The 19,539-nt window shown below is 44.1% G+C and carries 19 protein-coding genes; 9 read left to right on the forward strand and 10 right to left on the reverse strand.

From position 1 onward, the window contains the following. Positions 1-43 precede the first annotated feature (43 nt). Entirely contained in the window at positions 44-517 is a 474-nt protein-coding gene (gene ssb, locus ABD128_RS04950; protein WP_343987396.1) for a single-stranded DNA-binding protein, read from the reverse strand. A 65-nt stretch (positions 518-582) separates the two neighbouring features. Then, positions 583-1,956, reverse strand: coding sequence for an MFS transporter (locus ABD128_RS04955; protein WP_343987399.1), 1,374 nt, complete (start codon positions 1,954-1,956; stop codon positions 583-585). Positions 1,957-2,231: 275 nt separating this feature from the next. On the opposite strand from ABD128_RS04955, the gene uvrA reads away from it, so the two are divergent. After that, a complete protein-coding gene (gene uvrA, locus ABD128_RS04960; RefSeq protein WP_343987402.1) occupies positions 2,232-5,057 on the forward strand; it encodes an excinuclease ABC subunit UvrA in 2,826 nt (941 codons plus the stop codon). Between the two features lie 21 nt (positions 5,058-5,078). Then, positions 5,079-5,453 (forward strand): hypothetical protein, encoded by a 375-nt coding sequence (locus ABD128_RS04965; RefSeq protein ID WP_343987405.1) that lies wholly within the window; start codon positions 5,079-5,081, stop codon positions 5,451-5,453. 51 nt (positions 5,454-5,504) lie between these two features. On the opposite strand, the gene ABD128_RS04970 is transcribed toward ABD128_RS04965, so the two are convergent. Beyond that, positions 5,505-6,320 (reverse strand): TerC family protein, encoded by an 816-nt coding sequence (locus tag ABD128_RS04970; RefSeq protein ID WP_343987408.1) that lies wholly within the window; start codon positions 6,318-6,320, stop codon positions 5,505-5,507. Between the two features lie 74 nt (positions 6,321-6,394). Here ABD128_RS04970 and ABD128_RS04975 point away from each other — a divergent pair, with 74 nt between their 5' ends. Next, positions 6,395-6,874, forward strand: coding sequence for a GNAT family N-acetyltransferase (locus ABD128_RS04975; RefSeq protein WP_343987411.1), 480 nt, complete (start codon positions 6,395-6,397; stop codon positions 6,872-6,874). Positions 6,875-7,225: 351 nt separating this feature from the next. On the opposite strand, the gene ABD128_RS04980 is transcribed toward ABD128_RS04975, so the two are convergent. Both ABD128_RS04980 and ABD128_RS04985 read right to left on the reverse strand, forming a co-directional pair. Beyond that, positions 7,226-7,624, reverse strand: coding sequence for a hypothetical protein (locus ABD128_RS04980; protein WP_343987414.1), 399 nt, complete (start codon positions 7,622-7,624; stop codon positions 7,226-7,228). A gap of 9 nt (positions 7,625-7,633) precedes the next feature. Then, complete coding sequence (locus tag ABD128_RS04985; RefSeq protein WP_343987416.1) at positions 7,634-9,301, reverse strand: peptidylprolyl isomerase; 1,668 nt, start codon at positions 9,299-9,301, stop codon at positions 7,634-7,636. A 96-nt stretch (positions 9,302-9,397) separates the two neighbouring features. Between ABD128_RS04985 and ettA the strand changes: the two genes are divergently transcribed. Further along, positions 9,398-11,068 carry an energy-dependent translational throttle protein EttA gene (ettA, locus tag ABD128_RS04990; protein ID WP_343987418.1) on the forward strand — a complete coding sequence of 557 codons (1,671 nt, stop codon included), beginning with the start codon at positions 9,398-9,400 and terminating at the stop codon, positions 11,066-11,068. Positions 11,069-11,213: 145 nt separating this feature from the next. Continuing rightward, the gene (locus ABD128_RS04995; protein WP_343989359.1) at positions 11,214-11,591 is read left to right on the forward strand and encodes a PilZ domain-containing protein; all 378 of its coding nucleotides are present in this window, start codon (positions 11,214-11,216) and stop codon (positions 11,589-11,591) included. 14 nt (positions 11,592-11,605) lie between these two features. On the opposite strand, the gene ABD128_RS05000 is transcribed toward ABD128_RS04995, so the two are convergent. From ABD128_RS05000 to radA, 4 genes are read right to left on the reverse strand one after another with little or no spacing between them, the layout of a single operon-like run. After that, positions 11,606-12,226, reverse strand: a complete 621-nt coding sequence (locus ABD128_RS05000) for a class I SAM-dependent methyltransferase (RefSeq protein ID WP_343987421.1) — start codon at positions 12,224-12,226, stop codon at positions 11,606-11,608. Between the two features lie 9 nt (positions 12,227-12,235). Beyond that, positions 12,236-12,691 carry an MgtC/SapB family protein gene (locus tag ABD128_RS05005; protein ID WP_343987424.1) on the reverse strand — a complete coding sequence of 152 codons (456 nt, stop codon included), beginning with the start codon at positions 12,689-12,691 and terminating at the stop codon, positions 12,236-12,238. 16 nt (positions 12,692-12,707) lie between these two features. Continuing rightward, on the reverse strand, positions 12,708-13,886 hold the full coding sequence (locus ABD128_RS05010) for an ion channel (RefSeq protein WP_343987427.1): 1,179 nt from the start codon (positions 13,884-13,886) through the stop codon (positions 12,708-12,710). Between the two features lie 53 nt (positions 13,887-13,939). After that, complete coding sequence (radA, locus tag ABD128_RS05015) at positions 13,940-15,304, reverse strand: DNA repair protein RadA (protein WP_343987430.1); 1,365 nt, start codon at positions 15,302-15,304, stop codon at positions 13,940-13,942. A gap of 439 nt (positions 15,305-15,743) precedes the next feature. On the opposite strand from radA, the gene ABD128_RS05020 reads away from it, so the two are divergent. The 3 genes from ABD128_RS05020 (at position 15,744) to ABD128_RS05030 (ending at position 17,924) form a co-directional block, all read left to right on the forward strand. Further along, positions 15,744-17,123, forward strand: coding sequence for a 3-deoxy-7-phosphoheptulonate synthase (locus ABD128_RS05020; RefSeq protein WP_343987432.1), 1,380 nt, complete (start codon positions 15,744-15,746; stop codon positions 17,121-17,123). Between the two features lie 84 nt (positions 17,124-17,207). Further along, positions 17,208-17,513, forward strand: a complete 306-nt coding sequence (locus ABD128_RS05025) for a hypothetical protein (RefSeq protein WP_343987435.1) — start codon at positions 17,208-17,210, stop codon at positions 17,511-17,513. A gap of 63 nt (positions 17,514-17,576) precedes the next feature. Further along, positions 17,577-17,924, forward strand: coding sequence for a DUF2970 domain-containing protein (locus ABD128_RS05030; RefSeq protein WP_343987438.1), 348 nt, complete (start codon positions 17,577-17,579; stop codon positions 17,922-17,924). A gap of 3 nt (positions 17,925-17,927) precedes the next feature. On the opposite strand, the gene ABD128_RS05035 is transcribed toward ABD128_RS05030, so the two are convergent. Continuing rightward, a complete protein-coding gene (locus tag ABD128_RS05035; protein ID WP_343987441.1) occupies positions 17,928-18,758 on the reverse strand; it encodes a Dam family site-specific DNA-(adenine-N6)-methyltransferase in 831 nt (276 codons plus the stop codon). A gap of 89 nt (positions 18,759-18,847) precedes the next feature. On the opposite strand from ABD128_RS05035, the gene ABD128_RS05040 reads away from it, so the two are divergent. Then, entirely contained in the window at positions 18,848-19,447 is a 600-nt protein-coding gene (locus ABD128_RS05040) for an alpha/beta fold hydrolase (RefSeq protein ID WP_343987444.1), read from the forward strand. Positions 19,448-19,539 lie beyond the last annotated feature (92 nt).

Consider the following 19,539-nt stretch of genomic DNA (forward strand, 5'->3'; position numbering starts at 1 on the left):
AGCCTATCTAATTGTTATTTATTTGTTACTGATTTAAACACTGCTAGAACGGGATATCATCATCAAAATCATCATCCATCGCCGGAGCTGGCTGTGGCTGTTGATTTTGTTGCTGTGGGCGTTGTTGGTTGTTGTTACCAAAAGATGTATCACCACCGCCGCCACCGCTACGGCCACCAAGCATCTGCATTTGGCCGTTAATGTCTACCACCACCTCTGTGGTGTATTTGTCTTGGCCTGACTGATCTTGCCATTTACGGGTTTGCAATTTACCTTCGAAGTAAACTTGCGAGCCTTTGCGCAGATATTCACCAGCGATTTCAGCTAATTTGCCGAAGATAACAACACGGTGCCATTCGGTGCGTTCTTGCTGCTGACCTGAGCTTTTATCTTTCCATGTTTCTGAGGTCGCTACTGTAATATTGGCAATAGCGCGTCCGTCTGCGGTATAACGAATTTCAGGATCTTTACCTAAGTTACCGACTAAAATTACTTTATTAATGCCACGACTGGCCATGTAATACTCCTATTTCTATAAATTCTTTAATTTAACCAACAATTGGCCTGTGGGTTGTTTAACGTTTATGTGCGCTCTACAGTCCCTAATTTCAACAATTCCTTTTGTTGGACTTTTGATTTATCGACTTGTAAATATACCTTGCCTTCACCATCGTTCGCAAACGCTTCGAGCACTCCAGGCATTTTTAATGCCGAAATCTGCGTATTTTTTATCGAGTCATCATCACTCGAATCGAGTTTTATAGCAATTTTTTCAATTTCCGGCAGTTTCCCTAAGAAGGCTAACGCCAAGCCTGCCGCTACCGCTAGCGCGATATTCAAGATCAAGATGCCCTCGACACCCAATTTAGGTAGTAAATACCCTGTCATACTACCGCCTAGGAAAGCACCTAGAAATTGACTGGTACTAAAAATACCAAGCGCTGTGCCGCGATACTGCGAGCCAAATAGGTTGGACACGGTCGATGGTAGCTTCGCTTCCAGCAAGTTAAAACCTGCGAAAAACAGCGTTAACACCACCAACCAAAATACGATATGCGTAAAGCCACTAAATAGGCTGACTAAAGCCAGCGCAATCACCACAAAAGCTAATTGCATCACCTCTCGGTGTTTTTTCTTACGCTCTGCGCCAAGCATCATAGGCACCATCAGTACGATAGAAAGCACTAATACTGTGAGGTAAATCCATGAGTGCTGAACCAAGGCAAAGCCACTTTGCTCCAGCTTTTCCGGAACTATCATGAAAACAGCGACTAGAGACCAGTGAATGACAAATACTGCAATGGCCAACACAAAAATTCGACCCTTAGCGGTAACATGCTTCCAGCGCTCAGCAAAACTCAAGTTTAGGCTGATTTTACTCGTCTGGCCGCCACGTGGTACTAGCGTCATCGCTACGATTAAAGCCACAAAGGCTAATGCTGCGATAACAAAGAATAGTCCTTGTAGGGATAACCATTCGCTTAATAAAGGCCCTAAAATCAAAGAGATAGCAAAGGCTAGACCAATACTCCCCCCAATCATGGCCATCATTTTAGAGCGTTGCTCTGGGCGACTTAAATCGGCCGCCAAAGCCATCACGGCGCTTGCAATAGCACCGGCGCCTTGCAACGCTCGGCCAGCAATGAGTCCCCAAATTGTTTCTGAAAAGCCCGCCACTAAACTACCGGCAATAAAAACTAATAAGCCGCCATAGATAACTGGCTTACGACCGATTTTATCGGAAAGTAGCCCTAAGGGGAGCTGAAGGATGGCTTGCGAAAGGCCATAAATACCTAGTGCCAGGCCTAATAGTGGTAGCGTCGCGCCCTCTAAGTCTTCGCCTAGGATACGAATGACGGGCAATAGCATAAATAACCCTAACATTCGTAAGGCAAATATACTGGCTAGTGAAATCGCAGAACGACGTTCGACGGGAGTTAAGGCTGAAGACTTCATAGTTGATTCAATTAATAATCTCTAAAAGGCTTTTCGCAAGGCCTTGTTTCACGCTATAGTTAACGGTTTGTGATTCTCGCATTTTATGGCGTAAAGACCAAATTTATTTTCTTAATGATCCCATGAATATTAGTCCGCGTTGGCTTTTAATTCACATAGGTTCAGGCACAATGTGTCTCTTGATTGTGTCACTCAATATGACGCGGCCACTGAGGTAAAAAGTACAGTGACAACATAAATGCAAATCAACCAAAATTTAAAGCAGTAGGAGCTTGATGGATACCATAGACGTCCGCGGTGCAAAAACCCATAACCTCAAAAACATTGATATTACCCTACCACGAGATAAGCTAATTGTGATTACTGGCCTATCTGGTTCTGGTAAGTCCTCACTTGCCTTTGATACCTTATATGCCGAGGGTCAGCGACGTTATGTGGAGTCACTGTCGGCTTACGCGCGCCAGTTTTTATCGCTGATGGAAAAGCCTGATGTTGAGCATATCGAGGGCTTGTCGCCGGCGATCTCGATTGAGCAAAAATCGACATCACACAACCCGCGCTCGACGGTAGGTACTATTACTGAGATTTATGATTACCTGCGACTATTGTTTGCACGAGTCGGAACGCCTCATTGCCCTGAACATCAACTCCCGCTTCAGGCCCAGACCGTGAGCCAAATGGTGGACTTGGTATTAGAGCGAGAAGAAGGCGAAAAGTTGATGCTGCTAGCGCCAGTGGTGCAAAACCGTAAGGGCGAGCATATTCAGCTGATGCAAGAGCTTCAAGCCAAAGGCTTTGTGCGCGCCCGTATCAATGGCGAAGTTCATGAACTATCGAACCCTCCGACGCTTGAGTTGCGTAAGAAGCACACTATTGAAGTGGTTGTGGATCGCTTTAAAGTAAAACCTGATCAACAACAGCGTCTCGCTGAATCATTCGAGACAGCGCTGGATCTAGCCGATGGCATCGCTCGCGTAGCGGCGATGGATAATAAAAGTGATCCTTCAGAAGATATGGTCTTTTCGGCGAAATATGCCTGTCCAACTTGTGGTCATTCGATTCAGGAACTAGAACCAAGAATCTTCTCCTTCAATAATCCAGCAGGCGCCTGCCCTACTTGTGACGGCCTTGGTGTCGATCAGTTCTTCGACCCTGAGAAGATTATTACTAATGAAGATATTTCTTTGGCAGGTGGCGCTATTCGCGGCTGGGATCGCAGAAATGTCTATTATTTCCACATGTTACAGTCGCTAGCCAAGCATTATGACTTTGACATCGAGGCACCGTGGAGCAGCCTTGGTAAGAAAATTCAGGATGTTATCTTGCACGGTAGTGGAACCACACAAATCAACTTCGAATACAGCAATGATCGTGGTGATAGCTACCATCGTAAGCACCGTTTCGAAGGCATTATTCCAAACATGCAGCGCCGCTATCATGAAACAGAGTCGAGCGCTGTACGTGAAGAGCTGCAAAAGTACATGACCACACAGAGTTGTTCGAGCTGTAATGCGACTCGTTTGAATGAAAGCTCGCGCAATGTTTTTATCGAAGGAACTTCATTACCTGAAATTACACGCTGGTCGATTGAAGACAGTCACAATTACTTTAATACCCTCGATTTACCGGGTCAGCGTGGTGAAATTGCCGCGAAAGTCTTAAAAGAAATCTGCGACCGCTTAGGCTTCTTGGTCAATGTTGGCCTTGATTACCTAACGCTCGAACGCAGCGCAGACACGCTATCAGGCGGTGAAGCACAGCGAATTCGTCTCGCCAGTCAGATTGGCGCAGGCCTCGTCGGTGTTATGTATATTCTTGACGAGCCATCGATTGGTTTACATCAGCGCGATAACGACCGATTACTTAAAACATTGGTTCACCTACGCGACTTGGGTAACACCGTTATCGTGGTCGAGCACGACGAAGACGCTATTCGCGCCGCCGACTATGTGGTTGATATTGGCCCTGGCGCCGGTGTGCATGGCGGTGAAGTAGTCGCGGCAGGTGAATTAAAAGATATTCTTAAGAAGAAAGAATCTTTAACCGCCAAATACTTAACTGGCGAACTAAAAATCGAAGTGCCGAAAGAACGTACTCAAGCTGATAAAAAGAAGTTTATCTCACTCAAAGGCGCGACCGGAAATAACTTAAACAAAGTCAGCCTCAACCTACCTGTAGGGCTTTTGACCTGTATCACGGGAGTTTCTGGCTCAGGTAAATCGACTTTAATTAACGATACGCTTTACCCTATCGTTGCACGCAAAATTAATAAATCGAGCTTGCAGCCGAAAGCCTATGACTCAATTGATGGCTTAGACCACATCGATAAAGTGGTGGATATTGATCAAAGCCCAATCGGCCGCACGCCACGTTCTAACCCAGCCACTTATACGGGAATCTTCACGCCTATTCGTGAACTTTTCTCAGGCACACAAGAATCTCGTGCTCGAGGCTATAAACCTGGTCGCTTTAGCTTTAATGTTAAAGGCGGACGCTGTGAAGCTTGCCAAGGTGATGGCGTAATTAAAGTCGAAATGCACTTCTTACCAGATGTGTATGTGGCTTGTGACGTCTGTAAAGGTAAGCGCTATAACCGCGAAACACTCGAAGTTTTATACAAAGGTAAAAACATCCACGAAGTGTTGGAGCTAACGGTTGAGGACGCGCGTGAGTTCTTCGACGCCATTCCAGCAGTAGCTCGCAAGCTACAGACGCTAATGGATGTTGGTTTGTCTTACATCAAGCTTGGCCAGGCAGCGACCACCCTATCCGGCGGTGAAGCGCAACGCGTCAAACTCTCGCGCGAACTGTCTAAGCGCGATACAGGCAAGACGCTTTACATTCTGGACGAACCGACCACTGGTCTACACTTCCACGATGTCAATCAGCTACTAAAAGTTCTGCATCGCTTACGTGATCACGGTAATACGGTTGTCGTCATCGAACACAACCTCGATGTGATCAAAACCGCCGACTGGATTGTTGACCTAGGCCCCGAAGGCGGTAGCAAAGGTGGTCACATCATCGCTACAGGAACGCCAGAAGACGTCGCTAAAGAAAAAGGTAGCTATACCGGTAAATACCTAAAGCCGATGCTTTAGAATAAAAAGGACTTAACAGTAATGACAGATCATCAGTGGAAAATATTTTTTGAAACTGGTTCAAAATTTTTAATCAATGGCTCACACAGTATGGCTTTTAGTGACTCTTGGTGCTCTTGGACTACTTTTGATAGGCTGATGGCCTCAGACTGCGGTTACTGGACTAGCGGCTTTCCAGCTAAAGAGGACATTGGAGAAAGTTATATAAAGGATAGTGGGGTTTGGGGCCAACCTTTCCACTTTGAGGAGCTTGCTCATATAATTATACCCAAAACCTTTATTACAACTTTGGGTATGAAAAAAAGTCAGAATATTGCAAGCGTCTCTGAAGAATTAAAAAAACATCAGATACCTCATTCCATTAACGACTCTATTCTAGAGTTAAAGCTCTATTAGACACATAAAAAAGCCCGCAATTCGCGGGCTTTTTTATGTGAGCAAAATTAATTACATAATCTGTTCTTGAGCTTTTTGATCCGCTTTGGCTTTTGCCGCCGCTTCTTTTCGTCTCATGAGATTCTTTTGGTACTTTGACTGCACAATATCGCTTAAGACCATTACCGCAATGACGAAATAGAAGGTCGCTTTGTTCATTGACTCGATTGGATAGCCGAAGAAGTGTAGCTCGGACTTTTGGCCACCGTCAGCCAGAAGCATGATACCTACGACTAATAAGATGAATAAGCCTAGCACCTCAAACATCCGATTCTTTTGAAGGAAGTCAGATACTGTATCGGCTAACCAGATCATGGCAATACCACTTAAGATAATCGCAATGGCCATAATCCAGAAGTTATCCGTCAGCGCCATAGCACTCAAAATCGAGTCAAAGGAGAACACAAGGTTCATCATCACGATAAGCGCAATAACCTTGGTCGCTGACTGTGGCTTTCTATCTTTGCCATCACCAACTTCAAGCGCCATCATATGCCAAATCTCTTTAACGGCGGTATACATGATGAAAAAGCCACCGAATAACACAATCACACTTTCAAGGTTGAAGGTACCAGTTATTACGCCTTCCCATTGGATGGTGAACAAAGTGTCTTGTACATACTCAATTAGCTGAACCAGCACAAATAGCAGTACGATCCGCAGTACTACGGCTAATCCAATACCAAACCAGCGTACTTTCTTCTGCTGTTCGAGCGGTGCACGCTTTGATTCGAGGGAGATATAAAGTAGATTGTCGAAGCCCAGTACCGCTTGCAGTACAATTAACATACCTAACGTCAACAGGTTTTCTATCGTAAATAGTTCCATTATTCCTTCTCTTTATTTATGATTAATCTAGTGCATCTTAGCACAGACTTTTGACATTTCGAGAACGAATTATTATGAATCCATCCCGCTTTTCCATCATCCCTTTTACACAAAATCTTGCCGATGATTTCAAAAATATTAACCAAGCTTGGATAGAGAAGTACTTTGAAGTAGAAGCCGAAGACCTCAGAGTTTTGAACGATCCGAAGAAGTACTTAATAGATACTGGCGGGCATATCCTATTTGTTTATGACAACGAAACTCAGCAAATGGTCGCTGCATGCGCTCTTAAAAAGTGGGCTGATGATGAGTATGAACTGTCAAAGATGGGCGTGATAGAAGGATACCAAGGCACCGGGATTGGCCAGGCCTTAGCAGAAGCTATTATCGAAGAAGCTAAGCAAAGAGGCTGCAAGCGACTATTCCTTGAGTCTAACCGCAAGCTCACCCCCGCCATGAATCTTTATCAGAAGCTCGGCTTTAAAGAGTTCGTTAACCATGAGTCTCGGGTTGATTATAGTCGGTGCGATATTGTGATGGAGATGTTTTTGTAGGTTAACTATTATTGTGTCAATTAGTATAAATTTAACATCTGTTATATGTCTTTGAGTGTTGTTTTCGCCCTTCGTCGAGATACTTTCTCTTGAATGAGCAAGAGAAAGTATCCAAAGAGAAGCTCACTCCTATATTGAGGTCATTCTAAGAATGACTACCCGAGCAATCCCCAAATTACTTAACGTACCAGAGTTTATAGCACTTCCTTGTGCTAAAAACTCTTACCAAAATCATCCACGATTTTGGTTACTATATTTTGGGTTTAGCTCGGCTCAATATAAGGAGAATTTAATGCTCGCTGTTACCATCTGCTATGAACACTATTAATTTTATATTGGTTTAATGGAGGGTTACAATCGATACAGGTGTAATGAACCAAATACCAAACAAATCATGGAGAATGATGCAGCAAAAGCACAATAAGGCTTTAAGTGATGCAGCTTCCTAAGCTTAACTATCCATAAAAGAGACACCAACGCAAAAAATAACCCTACTACTGCAAACCACTGTATAGCTTGGTCTTCATAAAAGTAGTACCACGGAGCCTCTTTAACTTGAAGAACAGCATCACTATTTTCCTCAACTATTAGAAATAACCCTATAAAACTGTTGAGTTTATCACTAATAACGATAATATCTGTTCCAGCTAACCCGTAAGAGTAATAGCTCAAAAATAGTAATACCATGCCAGTCAAAGTTAGCAACACTAAAAGGTAACCTTTCCATAAGCTTCTTACTGCTATACTCACCGTAGCTCCTTATTGATCTGTTGTAGTTTTAGCAGAAATAACCCTATCATTCTGTTCAAGTTTTATAGCTACCCCCATGCCGTCGATAACTTCGCCAAAGATGGTGTAGTTGCTGTCGAGGTGGATATTTGGGGCGGTATTGATAAAGAATTGAGCCCCACCGGTATCTTTGCCTATGGTCGCCATACCGACAGTGCCGGGTAAGTGCGAACGGTAAGAAAGCTCCTCGCGAATACTGTAGTCTACATTGCCGCTACCATCGCCAACTTTGCTACCACCCTGCGCGACAAAGTTAGGGATAACTCGATGGAAATAGGTGTTGTTATAAAATCCGTTCTCGACTAGCTCTATAAAGTTTGCAGAGGTATAAGGCGTGTCAGCGAAAAGCTTTATTGTGATAATGCCTTTAGTAGTTTCTAACTTAACAATAGCTGGAAGCTTAGGAAGGGCGTCTTCGGTCTTACTCGCTTCTTTGGCAGTTTCTTGCTCCGGCGTTAGTGCTTGTTTGGCGCCGTTTGCGATAATTTTCCGTTTACTTTCAGCCAGTGTTTTTAGCTTATCTTTATCATTCTGCTTCACATAGTAAGCGATAGCTGCACGCTGATGATTGGAGTCGTCACTTTCTAGCCACTGTTGCGCAGTTTTTCTATCGCCCTTATCGGCTCGAATTAAAGCTAGCAAAGCTTCCGACTGTACCCAGCTGTTGTCATGCTTGAGTTTTGCGTTCACGCTGTTGAGAAGTTCGGGACTTTTTAGCCATTCTGCCTGCACCGTTTGCAAAGCCGTTACTTGGCTTATAGTGTCGTCAAAAGTCAGCGCCTGTAAAATTCCGGCTATCGACACTGGGTTATCCTGATAATTCGCTAAGCTACGAATCGAATTTACACGAACTCCAATATGCTCACTGTCGAGGTGTTTTAGAAGCGTTGGTAACACTTGGCGTTGTTTCGTTTTTGCTAAAGCTCGAATTAGGTTAGCTTTCGCGGGTGGCGCGAGCTCAGGTAATAGCTCAAGAAACGGACTCATATTGTCGCTATCGAGAAGTGGTGCTCTAGCGAGTAAATAGCTGGCTTCTAGCTGAGTCTCTTGATGTTTGAGGTAAGTCAGTAATTGCTTTGTATCAACCTTGTCGAAGCTCTCAACTTTGTTGTTATGGAAAGTCGCTAGAATCATTAAGCCATGAAGGGCGCCACGGACTTTTTGTTTTGACTGATTCTTATCCGAAAGGCCTTGGTTGATGATTTGCGTCAAAACGCTTTGCGCGTCTTTATAACCCATATTGCCTAGCGCTAATGCCATGCGATATTGTACTTCTGGGTCACTTTCAGACTCTAGGGCAGAGGCTAACGATGCTCCCACGGTAGGAACTTTGGCAAGACCTAGCGCAAAAGCAGCTGCTTTTCGGATGGTGGCATTTTCATGTTGTAGATACGGAAGCACCTGCTTCACGGCACTTTCACCACCAATTCGTCCAAAGGAAATTAAGGTCGTTTCAAGGGTTTCCAAGGGTAAATCATCGCAGTTTAAAGCTTCCTCAAATTTATAATGCTGTACGTCGCGCATGTCCGCCCAGTAATAAATATCATTGGGGTGCACACAAGCTCTAGATTCTACTGACCCTATTGCACAAAAAACCGCTAAAAATCCCGTCACCCCCCATAAAAACCAATGCTTCATCATGTCTCCTTAAAGTCCTTCAACATAGTAATGGGTATAGCTTAAGCTGTTCAGGCCATGTAAAATGCCCGCAACATTGATTAAGGTATTATTTTAATGGCTCAATACATCTACACCATGAATCGGGTGAGCAAAATCGTTCCCCCGAATAAAACTATCTTAAAGGATATTTCTTTATCTTTCTTCCCTGGCGCAAAAATTGGCGTTTTGGGTCTAAACGGTGCCGGTAAATCAACCCTATTACGCATCATGGCTGGCATTGACCAGGATCATGATGGCGAAGCACGTCCACAGCCCGGGATTAAAATTGGCTACTTGCCACAGGAACCTCAACTTGACGAAAGTAAAACTGTTCGTGAAATTGTTGAAGAGTCGGTGACTCACGTCAAAGAAGCTCTAGCCGAGTTAGATCAGGTTTATGCTGCTTACGCTGAAGAAAACGCAGACTTCGACGCTTTAGCAAAACGCCAAGGCGAGTTAGAAGCAATTATCCAAGCAAGTGACGGGCATAATCTAGAAAACGCTCTAGAGCGGGCTGCTGACGCACTAAGACTGCCAGAGTGGGACGCTAAGGTAGAACACTTATCAGGTGGTGAACGTCGCCGAGTCGCTATTTGTCGATTGCTTCTTGAACACCCTGACATGCTGCTTCTCGACGAGCCGACTAACCACCTTGATGCTGAGTCAGTAGCTTGGTTAGAGCGCTTCCTAGTAGACTATAACGGTACCGTTGTGGCGATTACCCACGACCGTTATTTCTTGGATAACGCTGCAGGCTGGATTCTAGAGCTTGACCGTGGTGAAGGTATTCCATGGGAAGGTAACTATTCTTCGTGGCTTGAGCAAAAATCTGCTCGACTTGAAATAGAGGAGAAGCAAGAAGCTTCTCGCCAGAAAACCATGAAAGAAGAGCTAGAGTGGGTTCGCTCGAACGCGAAAGGCCGTCAGGCTAAATCTAAAGCGCGTTTATCACGTTTCGAAGAACTATCGAGTAAAGAGTTTCAGCAACGTAACGAAACACGAGAGCTTTACATTCCACCAGGTCCGCGCTTAGGCGCACAGGTCATCACAGCTAAAGGCCTAACCAAAACGTTTGGCGATAAGTTGTTATATAACGACCTAAACTTCAACCTACCGCAAGGTGGTATCGTTGGTGTTATTGGCCCGAACGGCGCTGGTAAGTCAACGATGTTTAAAATGATCACGGGGCAGGAGCAGCCGGATTCCGGTGAGCTAATCGTTGGTGAAACTGTAGATTTAGCCTATGTTGATCAAAGCCGTGATTCTTTAGACGACAGTAAGACTGTATGGGAAGAGATCTCTGATGGCTTAGACATCATTACTGTAGGCAACTACGAAACACCTTCGCGTGCTTATGTGGGTCGTTTTAACTTTAAAGGCACCGATCAGCAAAAACTTATCGGTAACTTATCAGGTGGTGAGCGTAACCGTGTTCACCTAGCGAAACTTCTGAAAAGCGGTGGCAACGTGTTGCTACTCGATGAGCCGACCAACGACTTGGACGTGGAAACCTTACGAGCTCTTGAAGATGCGCTACTGGCCTTCCCTGGTTGTGCCGTGGTTATTTCGCACGACCGTTGGTTCTTGGACCGTATCGCAACGCATATCTTAGCCTTTGAAGGCGACAGTGAAACGGTTTGGTTTGAAGGTAACTATCAAGAATACGAAGCGGATCGCAAGCGTCGCCTTGGCGCAGAAGCCGATCAGCCACACCGTATTAAATACCGTAAAATCACTAAGTCATAATCATCAAGCATGGCAACATCCGCGTCGCAAACGGCGCAGGTGTTGCCAACTTTTAGTTATAGTTCACACCTTTTCCCTTCGACAACTTCAAGCACTTTTGCTAACCTAAACAAAATCTTAATCGTTTAGACAAAGGAATTGTACTATCAACGAAGAACGCAGACAGTTCACTCGTATTCCGGTTTCGGCTAAAGCCCTAGTTGAACAATTTGGCGAAAAATTTGTTGCCAAAGTTGCCGACGTTTCCTTAAATGGTGCCCACCTAATCACAGAAGCCGACTTGAGCAGTGAAGCTCCTATAAAATTGCACATCATTTTTGATGAGCTATCTCCACCTGTCGATATGATTGCTAAGATTGTTTATCACAAGGACCACGACTATGGCGTCGAGTGCAAGGAAATTGATATTGATAGCATGCTTCACCTCAGAACCATTTTAACGTTACACAATAACGACTCAGAAACTATTCACCAGGAATCTCAAGCTCTCTGGGAAAAAAATGCTGAAGATATAGACTCCTAAACTCTCCTTTTTATTTATATCGCCCATTCATCAAAAGAAGTTTTATAGTTATGTGGCTTTGTCAGTAGTAGCTGGTAGCAGTTTTCGCCACGCGCGAGGTACTTGATTTCGAAGTGTGTCCTCGCACTATCTTTAGGGACTTCACTTTCTTCTGCTTTCAGCTTCCATACATCACGATTAACTTCGGTGGTTTCCTTAAAATAATCCACTATATTAGTCACTAAAACTAGGGTCGCATTAGGCTTCATTCGTGAAATGAGGAATTCAAAAAAAGGCATGTTAAGCCAGCGTTGGCTGGAGTTTTTAGGCTCAGGATTTGGGTACAATAAAAAGACCCCTTCTAAAGATTCTGGTGGCAAGGCATGAACGACCCAAGGAATTGCATCGGCATGAACAGGTAACAAATTGTTTAGCGCTAGCTCCCTGGACCTTTCTGAAAACACATCAAACTTAGCGCGTGTACGCTCTATTGCGATCAAGTGCTTACTCGGATTTGCCTCTGCAAACTGCATCGCATGCATACCCTTTCCTGCACCTATCTCTAAATACTGTTTATCTTGAATTTCAGGACGCTTAAAGTCTCGTGGTTCAAACAGCTTTTCCGGCTTAAATTTTCGTTCTTTTGTTGTATTCATTGAGCTTTACTAACCATCGTTTTCACAACGTTCTTCATTTTCAGGAACCTTCTTTTTTACTTTTGCCATGACCTGAAGGGTTACAAAGGTGACGACACATAAGAGTATCGCAATCTCTAGACGGTGAGTTGCGACGGCAATGCCAATCGCCGCAGTGCCCCACAAACTTGCAGCCGTTGCTAGGCCTGAAACACTTCCACCGTTTTTCAAAATAGCTCCACCACCGATAAAACCGATTCCAGTGACCACACCCTCAATAATTCTTGCTTGGGCACTTGCGTCACTGAATATATCCATTGCAATCAGGACAAAACCGCAAGAGGCAATACTGACTAATGGAAATGTTCGGATCCCAGCACTTTTCGTTTCACTTTCACGATTCCAAGCAATCGGAAAGGCTAAAATGTAAGCCACCACCATTGTGATAAGGTGATTGAGTACCACATTCCAATCAATTTCTAACATAGTTTGCTCCTAAAGATTACTGCTGAAAAAGCCGCTCCATCAAAAAGTCTGATGTAACTTCCTCGCCTTCTAGGTGCATCGCCACCAGCTCACCACCTAGAATTTGTGGTGCAATAATAACGTCCGGCTGAACCAGTTTTACGCGCTTCAAGTTATAAGTGTCATTCACGGCAGTGACCGTTTTAACTGAATCACAAACCTCTTTGACCGCTAAAATTACAAAAGCATTTTCAGAGTCATCATCCAACAACGAAATCACAGCCTTGGCTTTTTTCAAGCCAGACTCTTCTAAGTTATCAATATCACTCGGCTCGCCAAAGATAACATCGTCGCCAGAAACACTATCTTTATCAACATTTGGTTGGACTATTCGTGTGACGTGCTTGCCACGGTTTTTTAATTCATTGCAAGTGTTAATCGCAAGTGAGTTATTCCCTATAACAATATAGTGATTTTCTCTTTTCATAGAATTACCTTTATGTACCATTATCTTCGTCAGGCTCGCCTTTATCATGGGCGCGATAATTGCGGTTAAGGATGTTGCGAACACTGCAACGCCAAGAATGATTACTGAAATACTAAACAACTTAGCTTCCACCGTCACAGGGTTGATATCCCCATAGCCCACGGTGGTCATCGTTACAACCGAGAAATATAGAGCTGTTATCCACTCTGTAATATGCGGGTCAAAATCCTTGCCTAAGTAGTAGCTGCCTATCACCGAATAGAGAAGCAACATCACTGTGGATGACAACGCAAATATAGAGTTTGCCGCCAAGCTCGATTTATAGAACGAACGCCTGAATAAGGCTAAGGATACAATTAGAAAGATAAAATAGATTAGTTGCCAGTTACTTCTATTCGACCAGATGATGCTCACTAGCGCTAAACCTGCTAGAAATAAAGACATCGACCAAGCTACCCTGGAGTGGAGCAGCAAACCTAACGACATCAATATCATGCCACCTCCAATAACAAGCGGCGGTAGGTTTCTTGGTGATAACTCCCTATCACCTGTAAATATATTTTCTATATATGGAAGCCAGTGATCACCTAAATCTGTTTGGAATAACCAAACCCCACCTATAACGAATAACGTGGCCATTACTCCATGCGGAAACCAGTACTTAGCTTTAAGTACTTTTCCTAATGCCTCAATTTTTTTGCGCCACTCGTCATTTAAAATACTTATCATGGAAGCATACCTTCTCTGACTGCATTAATAATGCTGGGGTTAGCTAGTTTACTTTACAGTAAATTAATCATTTCCTGCAAACGACTGACACCATGCACTTCCAAGCCCTCCAGTTTTTTAGACGGTAAGTTTCCTTTCGGAATAATCGCCTTTTTAAAACCATGTTTCGCCGCTTCTTTTAAACGCTCCTGACCATTCGGTACTGGCCGCACTTCGCCTGCCAATCCGACTTCACCAAAGATGACTAAATGCTCCTCCAAAGGACGATTGCGTAAGCTAGAAATAATAGCGGCAATAAGGGCTAAGTCGGAACTGGTTTCCATTACACGTACGCCACCCACCACGTTGGCAAACACATCTTGATCGAAGGTCGCGACTCCGCCATGTCGGTTCAGTACCGCTAATAACATTGCAATTCGCTGATGATCTAAACCAACGGCCACTCGTTTTGGTTGCGGTGCATGTGAGGTATCGACAAGCGCCTGAATCTCCACCAACATCGGTCGAGTACCCTCCCACGTGGAGACAATGGCGCTACCTGCAACTGGGTCAGTATATTTCGATAAAAAGATAGCTGACGGATTTTTAACCTGCTTTAGGCCTTCATCGGTCATCGCAAAAACGCCTAACTCGTTGACTGCACCAAAACGGTTTTTTACGGCTCGTAATAATCGTAAGCGTCCATCTCGCTCACCTTCAAAATACAAAACCGCATCCACCATATGCTCCAGAACACGAGGCCCGGCCAAAGCACCGTCTTTGGTCACGTGACCTACGACCAGCAGGGTTGTACCTGTTTGCTTGGCGAACCTGACAAGCTGTGCCGCTGACTCTCGAACCTGAGCCACACCACCCGGAGCCGACTGCAACATTTCGGTGTAAATCGTCTGGATCGAATCCACCACCATCACCTTTGGCTTTTGCATTAACGCCTGTGTAGTTATGTGTTCAACTTGAGTTTCGGTCAATAATGAAAAGTCGCCAGTTTCTAGTCCCAAGCGCTGCGCTCGCATGGTGACCTGTTGCATCGACTCCTCACCCGTGACGTATAACACAGGTGTTTCTTTACTAATCGCACACAAGCTTTGTAGAAGAATGGTTGATTTACCAATTCCCGGGTCGCCGCCCATAAGCACCACCGATCCAGGCACTAAACCACCACCAAGTACTCGATCTAGCTCAGACAGGCCAGAGCCCATGCGTGGCACTTCAGATAAGTCCACTTTATTCATCTGCACGACTTTGCTTTGCTCACCAGCATACCCCGTAAAGCGAGAGCTTTTCTCACCCTTGGTTTGCTTCACGCTAGCCTGCTCTACTAAAGAGTTCCACGCTTTACATTGTCCGCACTGCCCTGCCCATTGTGGTGTTTCTGAGCCGCATTCTTGGCAGACGTAGGTTGTTTTTACTTTCGCCATAAATCAAAAATCCCAAACGCCTTGTTCATCAGTGTGACTTTGTTAAAGCTTTAATCAATGCTTATCATTTATTGCTTAATAAACTCAAATCATCTCTAAAACTTTGTCTCGTCACACTTTGCACAAGCCGTTTTATAGTAATTCTCCTAACTTTTTAAGTGAGTCCCAAAACCCAAACCGTTTTCTGGTAACTCTCTTAACTTCTAGATGTTGAGCCCAATAACCCAACCCCTTTTTGAATAATATCCCTAATTGTTTATTACAATTCTTACTACGTTATTCTGTTGGTGGCTATTAGAGCTCATAAGAGCTAGCGCTAGCATAAGCTCAATGGCTCACATCCTCACTTTACTCGAGCCGACCTTGCAAGCGACAACTTTTGCCCGCCTCTATCTTATGGGATAGAATAGATTTATTGAAGTAATTAAAATGATTCAGCATGGTTAAGCGTAATGCTGATGGTTGGAGTCCCGATAGCTGGAAATCCAAGCCCGTCAGCCAACAAATTAAATACGGTGATCCACAAGCTTTGCAGCAAGTGGTCGCTAAGCTGTGCCAACTCCCTCCTTTAGTTTCCTCATCTGAAGTTGATACTTTGCGTGAGCACATAGCAGAGGCTCAACGCGGCGAACGCTTTATTGTCCAGGGTGGAGATTGTGCTGAGTCCTTCTCGGACTGTAATGCCGACGCTATTTCAAGGAAGGTTCGTAGCTTACTCAGCCTCAGCCTTCTGATCAGCCAAAAGACTCAAAAGCCGATTACTCGTGTAGGGCGAATCGCAGGACAATATGCAAAACCTCGCTCAGCTTTAACGGAAACGCAGGGTGACACCACTTTAACCAGTTATCGTGGCGATTTAGTGAATCATGTTCATTTTAGTGAGTCTGCTCGAGCCCCCGATCCGGCTCGAATGTTAGAGGGCTATAGCTACGCATCTCTGACCTTGAACTATATTCGCTCTTTACTAGAAAGCGAGATGGATCAACTGTTTAACCTTGAAGATGAAGTTTCTTCGCTTAAGAGCTTAGCGAGTAAAAAAGAGCTCCATAAAAGTTTACGCAACTTCCAAGATGCTTTAAGTATTTTTCATCAATTCAATGGTAAACAAGCTGCTCACAAGAACCTGACCGAGTTCTATACCAGTCACGAAGCGCTCCATTTGCATTATGAGCAAGCATTGACTCGTCAAGCGATTAACGGTCGTTGGTATAACCTATCGACCCACTTTCCTTGGGTAGGCATGAGAACTGTGCAGAGCGAAAGCGCCCATTTGGAGTATTTGCGGGGTATTGCGAATCCAATCGCAATCAAAGTCGGGCCAACGGTCAACCCCCAGGATTTAGTTGAATTATGCCAATGGCTTAACCCCAATAACGAGGATGGTCGATTAACGCTAATCCAACGCTTTGGACACCGAGAGATTGGTAAAACACTTCCAGCGATGATAGAAGCCTTACAGAAAGCAAACATCAAAGTTCTTTGGAGCTGCGACCCTATGCACGGTAACACCGAGCTCAGCGCAAATGGTTTTAAAACTCGTGACTTTGCACACGTTTTGTCTGAACTACAGCAAGCCTTTGATATTCATAAAGAATATGACTCATTTTTAGGTGCAGTACACTTAGAAATGACTGGGGAGGCAGTCATGGAGTGTGTCGGTAGCAGTTACAGCGTGGAGCCTAAGGAGCTTGGCGAAGCTTATACCAGCTTAGTTGACCCTCGACTCAACTTGAGTCAAGCCTTTGAATTAATTGATAGTTTAGAACTGAATTCTGTAAAAAACCCTTCACGTGAGCAAAAAAGCTCATCAAGCTCTTGATCCATAAGCGCATTCTATCGTATATTCAGGAGATATCTCTAATGGGATAAGTGTGGGTGCACCACAAGGGTAGGAGAGTAAACCATGATACTGAATAAAAGCATTAAACAACTATTAATAATTGCCGGCGTTGCTTTAAGCATCCTGGGCAGTTCTAATGCTATCGCAAAAGCTCAAATTTGCTCTGACAGTAACCAAGTCAGTTACAACAGTGACAAGCTTCATATTATCACCTCCATAGAACCTGAACTTCTAGAGCCTGCACACAATCAAATGGGTTCTGAGATGGCTCAAAAGAAATCAACCAACTGGTTCTCTTGGTTAACAGAGTCGCACAATATGCCAAGCCTACACTTCATTCAGTTTTTGGAGTTATTCGAAAGATCTTAATTTCTACCTTAGACTAGGTTATGTTAACCTAATCTAAGGTAAGCCATTTGGGATAATAGAATAATGAGTCAAAAACATCCTACTTCCAGCCACTCTGGGTTGGACAATAATGCTGAATCAAAACAGTCGCAAACAAGCCAATCTCAAACAAACCATTCTCAAACAAGCCGTAACACCACTCAAGCCTCTGAGACGAATCAACCCTCTAAAGAAGGCACTGGTATTTTATCAACATTACAGACCATTCTTGGAGCCATGTTTGGGGTTCAATCGGAACAGCAGCGTCAAAAAGATTTCGAAAAAGGAAGTCCTGTTCAGTTTATAATTGGCGGCATTATTTTTGTAGTGGTCTTTATTTTAACCATCTTATACTTTGTTAATTCAGCACTAGAAAATGCTGGGGTCAGCTAGCACTTATTTATACACAGCCAATAACTCTTTAGCCTTAGCCCGATTATTACCATCACAAGAGATAAAACGTTGCACATCAAAGCTAGCAACTGTCGTGGCTTCTTTATATATTTCTCGCGCAACCACCGTATCATGGTTAGATACAGCCGTTACAACGCCCTTCTCCCTCGCTCTTTCGGCGAGATAGCCTAGTTCCACCTGCTGACCATAAGTAAAACCTTGCTTAGTATAATCGGTGAAGTTTGCCGTAAGGCTTTGCGGAATATAGGGTGGATCACAATAGATGACGTCGCCCTTACGTGACGCGTTGAAACTTTGCCTAAAGCCCTGACATTTGAACTCGGCTTTTTGCGACTTCTTAGCAAATACCTCTAATTCATGGCCAGGAAAGTAAGGTCTTTTGTAACGCCCAAAAGGCACGTTGAAACCACCAGAACGGTTATAGCGACACAAACCATTATAGCCGTGACGATTGAAATATAAAAATAAAGCCGAACGCTCTTTACTCGCTTCTAACTGGTTAAAGTATTCGCGCAGTTCATAAAACCGTTTTTCGTTATTGTATTCTTCAGTAAAAAAATTAGCACAATAATGTATAAAACTACTTTTACCGCGCTTTAAATCACGAAATAAATTAATTAAGTCGGGGTTTATGTCAGCCAGCAAATAACGGTCGTAATCCGCATTTAAAAAAACGACGCCTGAGCCGACAAATGGCTCAATCAACTTTTTTCCTTGCGGTAAATGATGCAGAACTTTCGGTAATAATCTAAACTTGCCACCAGCCCATTTAAGGAAAGGTCGTTGGAACTTTAGAGGCTGGGCTATCGACATGTAGTAGTATTAATAAAGAGACATTGGCGCTAGTTTATCAAAACCGATCACGAATAACAGCGAAAATCACGATTTATAAGGCATCGAGTATGAATCAAACAAGTATTACCTTTATCTTAGCCCATGGCGCTGGCGCCGACTCTCAGTCAGAGTTTATGCAGTTTATGCAAAGAGAAATTGCTAATGATCAGATAAACGTAATCACTTTCGACTTCCCGTATATGTTTCGTCGTCATCAAACCGGCAAAAAGTCTCCGCCTGATCGTATGCCTAAGTTAATTGAAAGCTTCAGCGAGCAGATACGCCAAGTCAACACAGACCTCGTTATTATTGGCGGCAAGTCTATGGGTGGGCGCGTCGCCACCATGATCGCGGATGATCATAATGTCGATGGAGTTGTTGCTATGGGCTATCCCTTTCATCCGCCGGGTAAGCCTGAGAAAACACGTACCGAGCATTTAGCTGACTTGCAAACACCAACGCTGATTCTGCAAGGTACGCGCGATCCTTTTGGTAAGCCCGATGAAGTCGCCGGCTACCAATTAAGTCCACAGATTTCCGTGGAGTGGCTCGGTGATGGCAATCATAGCTTTGAGACATTGAAGCGTTCAGCGCTCACTACCGAAGACACTTGGCGTTTAGCGGCACAAAAAACACATCACTTTATTATTCAAGCTACTAACTCTTAATATCTCTAAGTGACAAAACCAATCAGAGTTTAGTAGGATTGTGAGGGAGTAGAAAGAACCCCGTTCTTTGCAAGCTGTAAACTGGCGCCAAC

The organism is Kangiella japonica, assembly GCF_039523535.1.
Classification (GTDB): domain Bacteria; phylum Pseudomonadota; class Gammaproteobacteria; order Enterobacterales; family Kangiellaceae; genus Kangiella; species Kangiella japonica.